Here is a 15,943-nt window from a genome sequence, read left to right as displayed (position 1 = left end):
AACCATATTCTTTTTATCTTACCATAAATTGCACTAATCAGACACATATAGACAATACTAGTAGCAACTAAATCTATTTATGTGTCTGATAATAAAAAGCAAACAACATGCCAGGCCCAATATATATATCACTAGCAATATAAACTATACTTGCTTAACGCATTACACTAAGTATACGGACAATCCTGAAAATAAACCTCCCTAGCAAAATATTAGCATCCTGTCGCTATATTTAAGGTATGCTGGGTGCTTACACTCGCAACAGCATAGTTCACTTTGCTTAACACCCAAAGCGCGCTACAATCAGAGCTGTTTTTCTTATAAAAAGATCCTGCAACATGGCTGAGCACAAACGCAACAGACTTTATGGGCTGTTTTTCTTTATAGTGTTCGAAGTATTGGTCTTCTATTTGCTGAGCAATCTGGTGTCAGACATAGGGATGGACAACCAGTATCAGGCAGAGAATACCATAGTGCCAAATTGGGTAAAAGCGGTTACTTTTATACTATTGTATATATTATGCGTACTGATAGCCGTTGTATTTGTGAGCAATGTTGTGCCCAGCAAGCACAGGGGCCAGCTGATGAGCTGGGTATACCTGGCGCTGGCAGGCATGCTCGTCATGCTCGCGCTTATTTTCTAAGTCTAAGCCTATTTTAAGTTTTAGCTGAAATCACCCACACATGAACAAGACAATTTTTGCACTTATTGCCTGCCTGCTGTTTAGCTTTGGTTTGCAAGCGCAGGAGTACTCTCAGGAAAACTACCAGCCACAACGCCAGAAAGGTCGCCACTTTCTGCAGCTGCGCAATGGTCAGGTGGTGTATGGCAACAGGGTACAGTATAAGTCACCTCTCTTCAAGCAGGACTTCTTCCTGGTCGATGATACGCTGAAATACGCTCCTGAGCTGGTAGATGTATACCAGAACAACGACGGCTACTTTGCCAGAGTAGCTGCCGGCAACCGCTTTGATGCCTTCGCTAAGCGAATAATGGAAGGGCCGCGTATCTCTAAGTTCTTCACGACAACAATTGATTACGCAGCCATGGGGTACCATCCGTATGGGTATGGGATGCCCCGCACCAGCCGTCGCCGCATTTACTTCTTCTCCAAAGACAATGGGCCACTAATGACTTTCAACCAGCAAAATCTCGAGCAGGCGCTGGCTGACAACTCTTCCAGTATGCTGCTGATTCAGCGTCATAAACGCGAAAAGACTATTTCGACAGTGATGGGTATAGCGGGTGCGGGTCTGCTTACTTATGGCCTGCTTTCTTCTTCTCAAAGCTCTACCAACCCGAATTCTGTTAATGTATCGCCGACTGTGTATGCCGGAGCTGGCCTTATAGCCGTACCACTGGTTATTCAGCTCTTCCGAAAAGACAAACTGACACAAGCCGTTGATGTGTACAACTATCAGGTAAAACAGTAGCACAGCCTATGCCCGATCTGCTCCTGCTTCATGGTGCCCTGGGGGCTGCCAGCACCCTGCAACCCTTACAGCAACTGCTCAAGACAAACTTTACAGTGCACACGCTGAATTTTCAGGGGCATGGGGGCAATGCACTGCCTGATAAACCATTTCGTATTGAGCTGTTTGCAGAGGATGTGCTCCGTTACCTGGACCAGCATCAGCTACAGCAGGTAGATATATTTGGGTATAGCATGGGAGGCTATGTCGCGCTACACCTGGCGCTTCAGCACCCTGAAAGGCTAGGGAGCATCTTCACGCTGGCCACCAAATTTGCCTGGAGCCCGGACACGGCAGCCAAAGAAGTGAAAATGCTGCAACCGGAGAAGGTACAGGAGAAGGTACCAGCATTTGCTGCTATACTTGCCGAGCGTCACAAGCCCGCTGACTGGCAGGAAGTCATGCGCCGCACAGCGGATATGATGCTGCACTTAGGCAACAGTCCACTGCTCACCGAGGAAAATCTGCCGCGCATACAGGTGCCTGTCCGGATCAGTGTGGGCGACCGTGACCATATGGTCAGTCTGCAAGAAACGGCCTGGGCGTACCAGCAGTTGCCTAACGCCAGCCTGCAGGTGTTCCCCGACACGCATCACCCGCTGGAGAAGGTTAACCTAGATCAGCTTCAGCACCAGATACGACAATTCTTTGGCAAACCCGCCGTTTAAGTCTATATTAGGTCATTAACAATACCTATTGCGAGTACTTATGCGTTTACAACACATCTCTGGCACCTTACTGATAGCAGCAGCTTTATTGACGACTAGTGCCTGCACCAGTTCTAAGCCCATGCCAGGACAGCGTGGCTATACCGAAGCAGGAAAAGCCTCTTACTACAGCAACAAGTTGCACGGCCGTAAGATGGCCAATGGAGAAGCCTATAATCGCAGAAAGCTGACGGCCGCACACCGCTCCCTTCCATTTGGCACTAAAGTGAAAGTCACCAATCTGCAGACAAACAAGTCCGTGAAGGTGAGTATAACAGACCGGGGGCCTTTTGTAAAAGGACGTGTGATTGATTTAAGTGAGGCCGCAGCCAAACGGCTAGACTACATCAGCGCAGGTATAGTGCCTGTAGAAGTGAAGGTAGTGAAGCCTGCTCCTGTACGCTGACACATGACTTGCCTACACTTACCACCTTTGCGACAACTCTTACCCTGATCTTCATAAAAGTCTACAAATATTCCAACTAAACATTTGGAATACTGTATTTTAAATTATAATTTTGGACATGCTTAAAAAGTGGAAATCCCTTTCAGTGACAACTGGTTTAGCAACATTATTGTTGCTGGGTGTAACTGCTACGCCTAATGCCGCTCACCTGAACAACGGCAATTCCACCACTGAAGCCACCACTGTTGTAGCGCCTAACGCTAACGGCCCTGCTGCTACCAACGACACAAAGCCTGCCGCTCCTAAAAAGCAGAAATCGGTTCTGGATGCTGATGTACTCGATAGCCCTTTTTCTTTCTTCAAAGATCTTACTGGTTCAGACGAAGATGACTCGTCTGATGTAACTGTGAAGTCGAGCACAGTAGTACTTGCCCTGAAGGCGCTTGCTGCTACACTGCTTTCCACTATCATGTAATTGCCCTTTACTCACTTTATACAAGACGCAAGGCTGACTTAGATCAGCCTTTTTTGTTTCTGGTCGGTTGCATACCTGCTATACCTCAAGATATGCATCAGTAGAGGACTGACAGGAGTAAAGGTCTATACTTCTGCGCCCATACCTATTGCATCTACATCAAATCAGTGAGCAGGGCCAGCCCTAACCCGAAAAGGGTTGCCAGCAACTTGTTTCGGTTAAAGCGGTGATCAGGGCTTGTCTCAAAGAGAATGGTGGTGGAGATGTGCAGGAAGTTACCGGCTACCAAACCTGTAAGTGCAGTAAAGACCACCTCACCGCCTATGTTATCTTTTATGATGTAATTGCTTACCAGTATCCCTAGCGGAGAGCCTATGGCAAAGATGAGCAGCCACAAAAAGGCCTTGCGGAAAGAACCGATACGCGACATCAGCACCGACATTAGCGCAAAGGCAGCCGGCACGTGGTGTATGGCTATACCTAGCAGTACTGCGTAAAAGTTTTCACCCGTGTGGTGGTGCCCCACATGTCGTTCGCCGCCTTCTACCAGTATACTACCTTCCAGAAAAGAATGTATGAATAGTGAGCCTAACAGCAGAAAGGGCATCGAACCCACGTGGCTATGGCCATGGTGGTTGGTATGCATGTGCCCATGTTCCACACCATGAGAGAAAAGCTCCAGCACCAGTTGCAGAAAAAAACCGGCCAGCACCCAATACCCTACACGATGGGGGTTAGGGTTACCCAGCAGCACATCAGGCAGCAGGTGAACGATTGTGATCGTGAACAGGTATGCGCCGCTAAAAGCCAGCGCCATCTTTAGCCAGCGACTGTTATCTGGCGGAAACACCTTGACGAGGAAGCTCGAGAGCACCACCGTGAAGAAGAGCACAAGTATAGCTATGATCATACCGCGTTACTTTTTTAGCACGAAAATGATTCGCTCGCTTTTTTCCGGATCGAAAGGGTGCAGCCTGTAGTCACCAAATATCTCCACCAGGCGTAACTGAGCAATGCTGAAGTACTCCATGAAATTCTCTTGCCGCAGCGCCCGCACACGCTCCTCAAAGCAGTAATCCCGGCCTTTGTCCTGAAAGCGAATAGTTTTCACAATGAAATCGTGCTCCACTTTCCGGCTGATATCAAACAGAATTCCCTGCACCTCCTTTTGCTCATGCGCGACCAAACGCTCGATGGTCCGGTCAGTGTTCATGAAGTCGATCACCAGCTTGCCGCCGTACTTCAGGTTAGCCGCCGCAGCCTTTAGGGCCACCACATTTTCTGTCTCACTTTCAAAATAACCAAAGCTGGTAAACAGGTTCAGCACAAAATCGAATGCCTCGGGTTTGTATACCTCCCGCATGTCGTGCACATCAAAGTGCAGGTGCTCGTTCTCATACTGCCGTGCATAGCCAATGCTTTTCTCAGACAGATCTATACCTGTTACATCGTAGCCTAGCTGGTTGAGGTAAAGTGAGTGGCGGCCTTTGCCGCAGGCAAGGTCCAGTATTTTGTGCTGTGGTTTGGGGTGCAGATAGGCCAGCAGGTTGTCCATGAACAGCCGGGCATCGCGGTCATCGCGGTTGCTGTAAAGGATGTGATAGTAAGGGGAGTCAAACCAAGTGCTGAACCACTCTTCCTGTTGGGCCATAGGAGCAATAAAAATGCAATAAGGGTGCAAATATACCTTTTATTTTTGGAACATGGGTATACGGAACAGCACAAGCAAGGTATAGCCAGTTTGCCTGTAAAGCAAAAGCCATAAAAAAACCTGCCGCCGCTGTCTACTATCAGCGACGGCAGGCCTCAGCCTTTTTGCACAGGACTATCGCTTGACAGCTCCGGCTGGAGAGTTAGTTTCCTCTGTCTCGCGAATGCTATCGCCAGGCTGGATCGTGTTACCTCCCGTATCTCTGTCTGGCACAACTTCTTCGTGAACGGTGCCTTGTACTGGATGTTCATCTCCACTCAAGTCAGACACATTGTAAGTGCTGCGGGTGCCAGGCTGTACATAGTCTACAGAGGTCTTAGCACTCGGTCTGTCATCTTTTGGCGTGTCGCATGAAATCATTGCCAGGCCACAAACTGCTGAAAATACTGCAAGTACGTTCTTATTCATCTCTATTTTTAGGTTATAGGTCTTTATTATAAGGCTCTGCCACACAGCGCAGTAGAGCAAATCTATTCTTACGATAGGTAGATAGGCGTAGGTTCTGAAGCAACTAGGCGATCAACTCCTTGCGGCGCAGCATCGACTCCAGCAACTTGATGTCGTTCGGGTTGTTGAAGATGCGGAAAGGCAGCATCACAAACACCGGCGCCTGGAATGTTTTGGCCAACCAGCCTTTGAACCCGCCCGGGAACTGGGCCTCACTTGGCGGCTTCAGCCACAGCAGATACGATTCTCCTTTACGCTCGACTGAGCCAATCATATCCCAGGTCAGAGTCATGCCTTCACGCTCGTTGCGCTTCAGGATGATCTGGCGGGAGTCAATCTCATAGCTCAATTTCTCGAACAGCGGATTGCCCTGCTCCATTTGCGTTACACCCATCACCTGAGCGGAACGGAGCAGCACAAAAATAAGGGTAACCAGAATAGCACCTGCTACCCACCACCAGGAGAAGCTAAACACAGCCGGCAGCAGGAAAAGCACCAGCGGAATAAGGGCCATCCACCAGTCTTTGCGCCATACCTTGGCAAGGGCTATACCTGTAAAAGTATTTTTCTCCAGCTGGTACTTTTTGGTGCGAATGGCATTCGGAGCAGCACTTGACTGCATCCGGTAACGTTGATTTTGTTGCATAAAAAATAAAAAATAAGCGCCCGCCTCAGCTGGCAGGTATAAGTTCAATTAATAAGCCTTCAGGCTGAGGTCCATGCTCTTGATAGAGTGCGTCAAAGCACCTACCGAGATAAAGTCCACACCGCACTTGGCTACCTCCGCAATAGTCGCTTCTGTAATACCACCCGATGCCTCTGTTTCATAACGGCCGCCGATCAGGGCTACCGCCTCCTTCATCATCTCCGGGGTCATATTATCGAGCATGATCCGGTGAATGCCACCGGCCTCAAGCGCCTCTTTCACCTCCTCCAGGTTTCGGGTCTCCACCTCAATGCGCAGGTCCTTGCTTTTCTCCTTCAGGTAACGCTGCGTCGCTTCAATGGCTTCGCGTATACCGCCGGCATAGTCCACGTGGTTGTCTTTCAGGATGATCATGTCGAACAGCCCGAAGCGGTGGTTCATGCCGCCACCGATCAGCACCGCCCACTTTTCCATGATGCGGAAGTTTGGCGTGGTTTTGCGGGTGTCCAACAGTTTTGCTTTGGTACCGGCAATCAGCGTGTTCAGGTAGTGGGTATAGGTCGCGATGCCGCTCATGCGCTGCATGCAGTTTAGTACCAGTCGCTCGGCCGTGAGGATGGACTGCGCCTTACCTTTCACGGTGAGGGCCACGTCGCCAAACTTCACTTCGGCACCGTCCTGCAGCAGTACTTCTACCTGCAAGTCGGGGTCTACCTGGTTAAAGATGTAACCAGCCAGCTCCACGCCAGCCAGTATGCCGTCACCCTTCACCAGCAGTCTTGCCTGGTTCTGGGCATCGTTCGGAATAGAAGCCAGCGACGAGTGGTCGCCATCGCCTATATCCTCGGCCAGGGCCCTGGATATAAACTCGGCTATGCTTTGTTCTGTCAGGTATGATGCTTTCACGGTGCAAAAATAAAAAAAGGCCCGGTATATATCCCGAGCCTTGCTAAAAATCTCACTATTATCTGCTTAATCTTTTATGAAATCGACAGAATGGATCAGGAATTTGCCTCCCGCGTCCTTCACACGGATCAAAACGGTATAAGAACCGTTGCGATGCGTATAGGTGCCGATCACATAGCGCTTGTCTTTCCGAACAGACTCACTCGGAGTCGGGAAGTTGTAGGCAAAGCCTGTAGGCGGGTTTTTGCTGAAAAAGTTCTTCATCACAAACTCCGCCTGCGTCTTGCTGTAGTCAGTGGCCTTCTCATCGGCAAACGACAAACTTACCTTGCTGTCGAAGTGCCTGGCCAGGTCTTTAGCCGATCCTGCACGCATGGCAGCCTCCACTCCGTCAAACACATCCTTCTGGGCCATAGCCTGTCCGGATGCAAATAATGACGTGACAAAAGCTAAGAAAAGTACTACAGCAATGTTTTTAAAGTTTTTCATAAGGTGTGTAAGTAATCTCGTCCTCATATTAGCTAAAACTATGCCAACAAAAGTCATAAGCAAGGTCCCAAATTTATTAGGAATAATCAATATATGCCGATGTAACGGGATTAATATATCTGCCGTTACAGACGCATATCCGTTGTAGCTTCTATTCATCAAGTCAGCAGCTACAACGCTGCTCTTTAAAGCCCTAAACGGGACATTATTCCCGGCATCAGCTACAATTTAAGCATTTATGGTGAGGCTTCCCATTATCAAAGCATAAATCAGCCATATAAGCCATAAGGCACCACAGATTATCTTATATTTGCACTATGGATAAAAAGGTAATGCTCATGATTCTGGATGGTTGGGGAATCGCCACCAACCCAGAGGTTTCAGCTATTCATAAGGCGCACACGCCCTTCTACGATCACATCATTCAGACCTACCAGCACACAACGCTGCAGGCTTCTGGCGAGGCGGTAGGACTTCCGGAGGGGCAGATGGGCAACTCAGAGGTAGGCCACATGAACCTGGGCGCTGGCCGTGTGGTGTACCAGGACCTGGTGCGCATCAACAAATCCATCGCAGAGCATAAACTGGCTTCCATGCCGGCACTGGCTGGCGCTTATACCTTTGCCAAGGAAAACAAGAAAGACGTACACCTGATCGGTCTGCTGTCAGACGGGGGCGTACACTCTCACATAGAGCACCTCAAGGCACTCTGCACCACCGCCTTCGACTATGGCCTGGACAAGGTTTACATCCATGCCTTTATGGACGGCCGCGACACAGACCCGAAAGGGGGCGTGAAGTATATCAACGACCTGGAACAACATCTCGAGAACACAACCGGCACCATCGCCTCCGTGATCGGGCGCTACTACGCCATGGACCGCGACAACCGCTGGGAGCGTGTGAAGCTGGCCTACGACCTGCTGGTGCACGGCAAAGGTACACCTTCACAGAACCTCATCAAGTCAGTGCTGGATTCTTACAACTCCGGAGTTACGGACGAGTTTATTCAGCCGATCGTGAAGGTAAATGACGAGCAGCAGCCAATCGCGACTATCAAGGACGGGGACGTGGTACTTTGCTTTAACTTCCGCACTGACCGTGGCCGTGAGATCACACAGGCGCTTACGCAGCAGGACTTCCCGGAGCAGGACATGCACAAGCTCAACCTGCAGTACATCACCATGACCAATTACGACGAGACTTTCGTGGGCGTGGATGCTATATTTGAAAAAGACAACCTGAACAATACCCTTGGCGAAGTGGTGGCCAAAGCCGGTCGAAAGCAGATCCGCATTGCTGAGACAGAAAAATACCCGCACGTCACCTTCTTCTTCTCAGGTGGTCGCGAACTTCCTTTTGAGGGCGAGAAACGTCTGCTGTGCCCTTCTCCGAAGGTAGCCACTTATGACCTGCAGCCGGAGATGAGCGCCTACGAGATTCGCGACGCAATTGTGCCGGAGCTCCAGCAGAAAACAGCCGACTTTATCTGCCTCAACTTCGCCAACCCGGACATGGTGGGCCATACCGGCGTGTTCGATGCAGCTGTGAAAGCATGTGAAGCAGTAGACCGATGCGCTGAAGCTGTAATTAAGGCAGCCCTGGAAAGCAACTATGACGTGATAGTGATAGCGGACCATGGCAACGCCGATTTCATGATCAACCCGGACGGTACGCCAAACACGGCCCACACCACCAACCTGGTACCTTGCGTACTGGTGAGCAATGACTACAAAGGCACTCTGAAGCCAGGAAAACTGGGCGATATCGCCCCGACTATACTGGACCTGATGGGTATAGAGCAGCCAGCAGAGATGACCGGCGAATCACTTCTTCAGAAAGCGCAGTAAGTTGAGCAGCTATCGCATCATCGGACTATTTGCCCTGCTGTGGGGTGTCACGGCTTGCGAGCGCCCTACGCCGCCACTTGCAGAGGGGAAAGAACCTGCCTACGACCTGACGGGTTACCTGCAAGAGCAGACGGCCCGCCTGCAACAGGAACAGCCGCCCGTGTTGAAGTCGGTTATTACAAAAGGGCAGCCGACTGAAACCGCTCAGATGGAGGAGATGGACTGGGAAAAAGAACTTGCCATCTTTCAGGAGGTAGACCTGAGCCGACCTGCCCTGCGCGATTTTTATAAAGAGGAGCGCCATACCTTACCCAATGGTAGCACGGTGAGTATTTTCACAAAAGATGCCGAAGCAGCCGCCCCTGTAGAACGCCTGCAGCTTACCGTGTCGCCGTTCCAGAAGCTGGAACGCCTCGAAGCGGTGGTGCTGGAAGAGAATCTGCTGTTTTACTCTAAAAGAAACATCAGCCTGACTGCAGAGCCTGGCTCTGGTAATCTGTCTGGCTACCGGGTGGAGGGTGTGCAGAAGCTTATTTTCGGGGATTCGCTCCGTTATCGCGTTGATGCCAATCTATAAGCATACCTGCACAAGTAGCTCCCTCATGCCTGATTTCATTTTTAAGGGTTAAATTGCGTATATTGCTCTACTAAGCCGCTCAAGCCATGCACTTTATCTGCGCTTGTGCTCTTTGATGCCTGTTTGATCTGTGTGTATGCGTGTCTGTACCGTAGCCCTATTTCTAATCCTTGCCTTTGTTCGTTTAGCTTTTGCGCAAACAACCGAACAAGGCCGTGGCTGCAGCACAGAGGCATACCTGGAGATTTTAAAACGACAGGACCCTGGCTTTGAGGAGCGAAGCTTAAGAACACAGCAGGCTGTGCAGCAGCTCATGCGCCAGCGCCCTCCCGGCCAGGCCATGCAGCAAGCCACCATCACGATACCGGTGGTTTTCCATGTAGTCTATAAAACCGGCAGCGAAAATATCAGTGATGCGCAGGTGCTCTCGCAACTGGCCGTGCTGAACGAGGACTTTCGTCGTCTCAATGCGGACACTGCCAACACACCCGATTACTTCCAACCTTTCGCCGCTGACACCCGCATCGAATTCTGCCTGGCCATAGTAGATCCGAACGGTAATCCAACATCAGGCATCACCCGCACCCAAACTACCAAAGAGAGCTTCAGCTATTTTTCTGATCAGATCAAGTCCACGGCCAACGGCGGCCTCGATGCCTGGGATACAAAACAGTATCTGAACATCTGGATAGGCAACCTGGGCACCAGCAGCATCGGATATGCCTCCTCACCCAGCGCCTCACCCGACCGCGATGGAGTGGTGCTGCACTATCGTACAGTAGGAGCGGCCCTATTCAACAACAGCCTGTGGGCCTATAACCGAGGACGCACCGCTACGCACGAAGTAGGGCACTGGCTGGGCCTGAAGCACATCTGGGGGAACGGAATGACCTGCAACGACTCCGATGACATTGACGACACGCCCAACCAGCTCACACAGACGGATGGCTGCCCTGACGGAATAGAGGTATCGTGTGACAATGGCCCTTATGGCAATATGTGGCAAAACTACATGGATTACTCCGACGATGCCTGCATGAGCCTTTTCACCAAAGGTCAGGCCACCTACATGCAAAGTATATTGCAATCGGCACGCGGGTATTTGTTCGAGTCCACGGCCTGCACCGGTGAGTTGCGCTCCCGTTTCAGCACCGCCCAGCCTCAGGATACTTTACTGGCTCCCGGTGATCAGGTACAGTTTCTGGGCTCATTTGCTGGCTTTAAGCCTACACTGTGGCTGTGGGAGTTTGAGGGCGGCACGCCTACATCCTCCACAGCCCAGAACCCCACCGTCAGGTATAACCGCCCGGGCAGGTACCGCGTTACGCTCACTACCTCCAACGAAAACTCAAGCCATACCCTCACCAAAGAAGACTATATTTACGTGACGTCAGACAACGTGAAGGTATACCCGAATCCGGCGAAAGGCTATATCATAGTGGAGCAGGCAGCCCGTCAGCAGATTGAGTTAGTAGAACTGATGAACCGCCACGGGCAGGTGATGCTGCGTGAACAAGTAGCAGATAGGGTGATACAACTGGATGTGCAGCACCTGCCGGCCGGTATGTACCTCCTGCGCACGACCAGCACCAATGGCATTGCTGTTACGAAAGTGAGTATTGTGAAGTAATGGTGTCTATACCTTAGTACCCTTCGCCCTGCAGGGTAACCACCACGGTACGTTTAGAGGCATGGTTGCGATGCTCACACAGGTATACGCCCTGCCAGGTTCCCATATTAAATTCCCCATCCGAGATCGGCACTGTAACAGAACTACCCAGTAGGGCAGCCTTCAGGTGCGCCGGCATATCGTCTGGGCCTTCCATGGTGTGGCGGTAGTAAGGCGCGTTTTCAGGCACCATATGATTGAAGTGGCTTTCAAAATCCTGTCGCACGGTAGGGTCTGCGTCTTCGTTGATGCAAAGGCTAGCGGAGGTATGCTTGATAAAGATATGCGCAAGCCCCACTCTGTAATTCTCCAACTCAGGCAGTTGGGCTGTAAGCAGGTCGGTGATCAAATGAAAACCGCGTTTCACGGCTGGCAAGCGTATCTCTTTCTGAAACCACATGGAGTTTGATTTTTGAATTGGTGAATGAGTGATTGAGTGATTGATTTTTAAATAACTTTTTGAAATACTCGATCATTATGGTTCATACGCGAATATACCATCCAGGTGGATTTAAATACCCAAAGCGCGCCCCTTCAGTTAATCGTTATAGCATACATCAATTGATTCGCTTATTTAGTAATCAATAGCCCTCTTAGTTTCATTCAACTTTTTGTCATCCTGAAAGGATCTTGGTAAAGAGGGCCACTACCCCCGCGTGTAGCAAAGGCTTAATCTCCTGGGCTAGGGGCCTCTTTTCAAACAAGTTTATCTACAGAATGACAACAAGTTTTGAACTGTTTTCTTAGAATGAAACGATCCTGCCTCAATCAATAACTCGCTCGAAGGCACCAATATCAGGTTTGTCGGTGCTGCGATTTATACCTTTGAAGTCCTTGTTTATACCTGGTAAAGGCAGGGCGGCACTGCTGGCAGGGGAGAGCGTGTCGAGTCTGAAGTCCTGCTTGCGTACGTCTTTAAACTTGGGGTCGATATTGAGCAGGTTCCCGTTGATGTTGAGTGTGTTTCTGTAAGCCTCTGTGCGAAGGATATTGTGCGCTACCTCTGCGGATATATCGCCCTCCAGCAGCACCTCGTTTGCGTAATTGGAGCCGTCGCTGTACACGATGCTGTTGACCAGGCGCAGCTGCGTAGGTTGGTTGCGAATATCAGTGCCAGGTATGAAGTCAGCGATCACAACAGCCGGTGTCTCGCGCTGCATCTGGTTCTGGTAATTAACGATGGTAGAGTACAGCACCTCATAATTACCACCACCCAGGCCCCCAAAACTGTACTGTCCGCAGTTCTGGATCAGCGTATTCACCACCTTCACATCTGAAGTGAAAGCCACTATGCCATCCAGGAAAGCATACTGTATTGCACACCCCTCTACCAAGGTGCCCCCTTTTCCGGGATTGCCGATCCGGAGACCACGTATCGTGTTGCGAATGTCAGCATAGCGGATGGTGTTGTTCTGGCTACCTGTCAGAATGCGTATACCTTCCCACTGACCAGGCGCATTGACATAGGCTGGCTCTCGTCGTATACCTGAAAAGGTAACCCGCTCCTCCGGTGTGCCCTCGACCTGCAGCGTACCGTTGATCAGCAACACAGCTTTGTTCGTGGCAAATATGCGTGCCCCTTTCTCAATGGTCAGTGTTGCTCCTTCGTGCAAGAGCACCGTGTCGAGCAGCACGTGCGGTTTGCCTGCCGCCCAAGTGGTATTGCCTATCGCTCCTTTCTGATGAAATACTGCGTCCTGTCCATAGGCTACCAGCTTCACATTCTGCCGATTCCCATTTGTATGAAACAGAATGGAGTCTGCCACCAGGAAAGGCTGGTTCTGATCAGCCGGATTGATGTTCACGCGCACCAATATGTAGAGGCTGTCCTGACCGCGCAACTCCAGGTTATTAGCAATGGGGGTGTGCTGCCCGTTGATGATCAGTTTGTAGGGAGAGGCGTTTGCTCCGCCTAAACTGATACTGCTGATGCGCACGGCATTTTTTTGAGGGTTGTATACTTTGAGTCGCCGCGTTATACTGCCTTGCGTCACAAACACGGTATCAAAAAGCACTGTGTCTGCCGAGAAGCGCAGCATCGCATCCGGGTCATTTGTTACAACCTCGTCTTTGGGCTCACAACCCACCATTGAGAGCAGGAATAGGAGGGGCAGTATGGCGAGCAGGTATTTCAAAGGCAGTGAGGGTTATTAGTTACGCTATTTTTTAAATTTTAAAGAAAATAGACCAATACCTGTTGCAAAGCACACAACAATGGTAATTGATGCTGTAAGAATATAGACTGCTCTATCATGTAGGTATAGCATTCCGCAGAAAATAACGGTTAACGCAATGAGATGATAAAAAAGCCTACCCTGCTCTATTGAATTCTTCTTCTTTAGGTTTCTAAAGGCAAATATCTCCCTGCCCAAAAATACAATCTCAAATAAAGTAAAAGCAGCGTAAAGAATGAACATAGTTAGTATAGTCGCATACAAACCATATTCATAAATCCCAGCAGGTAGAGCAACTGCTACTAAGCAGACCGTAAATACGTTATCGGCTTCACTTATACCTCTTAGCTTCTCCCTACTGTATAAGATCAAGCTTTTCATACCGCTTCTCCCTAAGAATGGTTCCTCTTGTAGTTACCACCAAGTTAAAATAAAAAAAGGAATGCAGCGCAGCTTTCGGCTGCACCACATTCCTAAATATATCTTACACAAACAGATTATTCCGCAGTCGCACCTTCTTTCAGACGCTCAGAGTTCTCTGCTATACGCAGCTCTTCCACGAAATCTTCAATACCGCCGTCCATTACGTTAGGCAGATTGTAAACAGTATAGCCGATACGGTGATCTGTCACACGGCCCTGTGGGTAGTTGTAGGTACGGATCTTGTCAGAGCGATCGCCGCTACCTACCATGCTCTTGCGCTGAGCACCTTCGGCCTCCAGTTTCTTGGCCAATTCCTGCTCGTAAATACGGGAGCGCAACACGGCAAGGGCTTTATCAAAGTTCTTGAGCTGCGACTTCTGGTCCTGGCACTGGGCCACCAAGCCGGTTGGTAAGTGTGTCAGACGAACGGCTGAGTAAGTCGTGTTCACTGACTGACCACCCGGGCCTGAAGAACAGAACAAGTCCTTGCGGATGTCATTCATGTCTAGGTCGATGTCAAACTCCTCTACCTCTGGCAGCACTACCACTGAGGCAACTGAGGTATGGATACGCCCCTGCGTTTCGGTAGCGGGTACACGCTGCACACGGTGTACGCCCGACTCAAATTTGAGTTTGCCATACACGTCCTCACCGGACATACCCACTATAATTTCTTTGTAGCCGCCTGACGTGCCTTCTGTAGCATCGATCAATTCGGTGCGCCAACCCATCTTCTCAGCGAAGCGGGTATACATGCGGTACAGGTCGCCGGCAAAAATAGAAGCCTCGTCGCCGCCAGCACCAGCACGGATCTCCATGATAATGTCTTTGCTGTCGTTCGGATCCTTTGGTATGAGCAACTCTTTCAGAAGCTCTTCCATCTGCTCACGCTGTGGCAGCAGCTCGTCCAGCTCCTCCTTGGCCATCTCACGGAACTCCTCGTCTTTCTCCGTCGCGATCACCTGCTTGGCGCTGTCGATGTTGCTCAGGATGTTGAGGTACTTCTTATACTCTACTACTATCTTGTCAAGGTCTTTATACTCTTTATTCAGCGCTTTGAATTTCTTCATGTCGCTGGCCACATCAGGCTGGATAAGCAGCTGGCTCACCTCCTCAAACCGGTGATTAATGGCTTCTAATTTATCTAACATCGTTCTGTTATGGTTTTATAGCTGCAAAGATACTAAATTGGCGTTGAAGTAATAAAACATAAGTATCAAGCACTGAGTTTATCTCTAGCTTATCTTAATACAAATTTGCTCTGAAAGATGTTCAACAGCCGCTCTTTGTCTGCCATCATAACCCTAAGTATATCCCTGTTAGTTTCAAGCTGCGATGTGAAAGTAAAACCAATAGAGGGAGGAAAGGAAATCGCACAGGAACTGGAGCGTCACAAGATCAAGCGCCTTACCCAGCAGGATATCCTCAATGCCGCCCTGAAGCATGGTGATTCTATTGTGGTGGTAGCGCAGCGCCTGCACGTCCAACGCCTGACCGGGCACCTTGCGCAGGGAGGAGTGGAGGCCGCTATACCTTATTGCCAACCTGAGAACTACGAGGAAGTAGAGGCGCTGCAGCACAAGTTCGGAGCCATCTCACGCCGCTTCAGCGAGCAGCCACGCAACCCGCAAAACCAACCAAAGGATGCCACAGCCCAGGTGCTGGCCAGGTATAGCAGCGGACAGGAACGTGCGTCAAAGGTTGAGGCGCTGACTAAGGACGAGATCCGCTATACCTCCCCGATCTACCTGCGCGACGAGAGCTGCCTCAGCTGCCATGGCACAGTGGGGCAGGATGTAAGCGAAACCGATTATGCTCTGATCAAAGAAAAATACCCACAGGACCAGGCCACTGGCTACAGGAAAGGTGATCTGATGGGTATGTGGGAGCTTACATTCGACAAAATGGACCTGGTGGCTTACCTCAACGACCAGCCCAAGAAAAGCCGCCGCCCCCGCTAAACAATCCTTCTGTGTTGCTGTTTTAGCCC

At 50.2% G+C, this 15,943-nt stretch carries 19 protein-coding genes; 9 read left to right on the top strand and 10 right to left on the bottom strand.

What is annotated here, in order from left to right; all coding sequences use genetic code 11:
* Positions 1-338 precede the first annotated feature (338 nt).
* The 5 genes from AC5FXQ_RS08375 to AC5FXQ_RS08355 all read left to right on the top strand — a co-directional run bounded on the left by AC5FXQ_RS08375 (position 339) and on the right by AC5FXQ_RS08355 (position 3,061).
* Positions 339-644 carry a hypothetical protein gene (locus AC5FXQ_RS08375; RefSeq protein WP_493602021.1) on the top strand — a complete coding sequence of 102 codons (306 nt, stop codon included), beginning with the start codon at positions 339-341 and terminating at the stop codon, positions 642-644.
* Between the two features lie 40 nt (positions 645-684).
* Positions 685-1,434 carry a hypothetical protein gene (locus tag AC5FXQ_RS08370; RefSeq protein WP_493602020.1) on the top strand — a complete coding sequence of 250 codons (750 nt, stop codon included), beginning with the start codon at positions 685-687 and terminating at the stop codon, positions 1,432-1,434.
* Positions 1,435-1,442: 8 nt separating this feature from the next.
* Positions 1,443-2,141, top strand: coding sequence for an alpha/beta fold hydrolase (locus tag AC5FXQ_RS08365; RefSeq protein WP_493602019.1), 699 nt, complete (start codon positions 1,443-1,445; stop codon positions 2,139-2,141).
* 40 nt (positions 2,142-2,181) lie between these two features.
* A complete protein-coding gene (locus AC5FXQ_RS08360; protein WP_493602018.1) occupies positions 2,182-2,586 on the top strand; it encodes a septal ring lytic transglycosylase RlpA family protein in 405 nt (134 codons plus the stop codon).
* A 112-nt stretch (positions 2,587-2,698) separates the two neighbouring features.
* Positions 2,699-3,061 carry a hypothetical protein gene (locus AC5FXQ_RS08355; RefSeq protein ID WP_493602017.1) on the top strand — a complete coding sequence of 121 codons (363 nt, stop codon included), beginning with the start codon at positions 2,699-2,701 and terminating at the stop codon, positions 3,059-3,061.
* Positions 3,062-3,215: 154 nt separating this feature from the next.
* On the opposite strand, the gene AC5FXQ_RS08350 is transcribed toward AC5FXQ_RS08355, so the two are convergent.
* The 6 genes from AC5FXQ_RS08350 to AC5FXQ_RS08325 form a co-directional block, all read right to left on the bottom strand.
* Complete coding sequence (locus AC5FXQ_RS08350; protein WP_493602016.1) at positions 3,216-3,971, bottom strand: ZIP family metal transporter; 756 nt, start codon at positions 3,969-3,971, stop codon at positions 3,216-3,218.
* Positions 3,972-3,977: 6 nt separating this feature from the next.
* Complete coding sequence (locus AC5FXQ_RS08345) at positions 3,978-4,712, bottom strand: class I SAM-dependent methyltransferase (protein ID WP_493602015.1); 735 nt, start codon at positions 4,710-4,712, stop codon at positions 3,978-3,980.
* A 174-nt stretch (positions 4,713-4,886) separates the two neighbouring features.
* Complete coding sequence (locus tag AC5FXQ_RS08340; RefSeq protein ID WP_493602014.1) at positions 4,887-5,180, bottom strand: hypothetical protein; 294 nt, start codon at positions 5,178-5,180, stop codon at positions 4,887-4,889.
* 103 nt (positions 5,181-5,283) lie between these two features.
* A complete protein-coding gene (locus AC5FXQ_RS08335) occupies positions 5,284-5,841 on the bottom strand; it encodes a hypothetical protein (RefSeq protein ID WP_493602013.1) in 558 nt (185 codons plus the stop codon).
* Positions 5,842-5,913: 72 nt separating this feature from the next.
* Positions 5,914-6,771 carry a carboxylating nicotinate-nucleotide diphosphorylase gene (nadC, locus tag AC5FXQ_RS08330; RefSeq protein WP_493602012.1) on the bottom strand — a complete coding sequence of 286 codons (858 nt, stop codon included), beginning with the start codon at positions 6,769-6,771 and terminating at the stop codon, positions 5,914-5,916.
* Between the two features lie 66 nt (positions 6,772-6,837).
* A complete protein-coding gene (locus tag AC5FXQ_RS08325) occupies positions 6,838-7,260 on the bottom strand; it encodes a DUF4783 domain-containing protein (protein ID WP_007657219.1) in 423 nt (140 codons plus the stop codon).
* A 317-nt stretch (positions 7,261-7,577) separates the two neighbouring features.
* On the opposite strand from AC5FXQ_RS08325, the gene gpmI reads away from it, so the two are divergent.
* The 3 genes from gpmI to AC5FXQ_RS08310 all read left to right on the top strand — a co-directional run bounded on the left by gpmI (position 7,578) and on the right by AC5FXQ_RS08310 (position 11,317).
* Complete coding sequence (gene gpmI / locus AC5FXQ_RS08320; protein WP_493602011.1) at positions 7,578-9,110, top strand: 2,3-bisphosphoglycerate-independent phosphoglycerate mutase; 1,533 nt, start codon at positions 7,578-7,580, stop codon at positions 9,108-9,110.
* A gap of 1 nt (position 9,111) precedes the next feature.
* Positions 9,112-9,687 carry a hypothetical protein gene (locus tag AC5FXQ_RS08315; protein WP_076421354.1) on the top strand — a complete coding sequence of 192 codons (576 nt, stop codon included), beginning with the start codon at positions 9,112-9,114 and terminating at the stop codon, positions 9,685-9,687.
* 136 nt (positions 9,688-9,823) lie between these two features.
* A complete protein-coding gene (locus AC5FXQ_RS08310; RefSeq protein ID WP_493602010.1) occupies positions 9,824-11,317 on the top strand; it encodes a M43 family zinc metalloprotease in 1,494 nt (497 codons plus the stop codon).
* 13 nt (positions 11,318-11,330) lie between these two features.
* On the opposite strand, the gene AC5FXQ_RS08305 is transcribed toward AC5FXQ_RS08310, so the two are convergent.
* From AC5FXQ_RS08305 to prfA, 4 genes are all read right to left on the bottom strand, one after another.
* Complete coding sequence (locus AC5FXQ_RS08305; RefSeq protein WP_007657228.1) at positions 11,331-11,756, bottom strand: secondary thiamine-phosphate synthase enzyme YjbQ; 426 nt, start codon at positions 11,754-11,756, stop codon at positions 11,331-11,333.
* Positions 11,757-12,120: 364 nt separating this feature from the next.
* A complete protein-coding gene (locus AC5FXQ_RS08300) occupies positions 12,121-13,491 on the bottom strand; it encodes a hypothetical protein (protein WP_493602009.1) in 1,371 nt (456 codons plus the stop codon).
* 24 nt (positions 13,492-13,515) lie between these two features.
* Positions 13,516-13,911 carry a hypothetical protein gene (locus AC5FXQ_RS08295; RefSeq protein ID WP_493602008.1) on the bottom strand — a complete coding sequence of 132 codons (396 nt, stop codon included), beginning with the start codon at positions 13,909-13,911 and terminating at the stop codon, positions 13,516-13,518.
* A 116-nt stretch (positions 13,912-14,027) separates the two neighbouring features.
* Positions 14,028-15,104, bottom strand: a complete 1,077-nt coding sequence (gene prfA, locus AC5FXQ_RS08290; protein WP_493602007.1) for a peptide chain release factor 1 — start codon at positions 15,102-15,104, stop codon at positions 14,028-14,030.
* A 186-nt stretch (positions 15,105-15,290) separates the two neighbouring features.
* Here prfA and AC5FXQ_RS08285 point away from each other — a divergent pair, with 186 nt between their 5' ends.
* Positions 15,291-15,914: a Tll0287-like domain-containing protein gene (locus tag AC5FXQ_RS08285; protein ID WP_493602006.1), complete on the top strand. Its 624-nt coding sequence runs from the start codon at positions 15,291-15,293 to the stop codon at positions 15,912-15,914.
* Positions 15,915-15,943 lie beyond the last annotated feature (29 nt).

The sequence above is a fragment of the Pontibacter sp. LHS1 genome (genome assembly GCF_058932855.1).
This window is presented reverse-complemented; position numbering and strand designations above follow the sequence as displayed.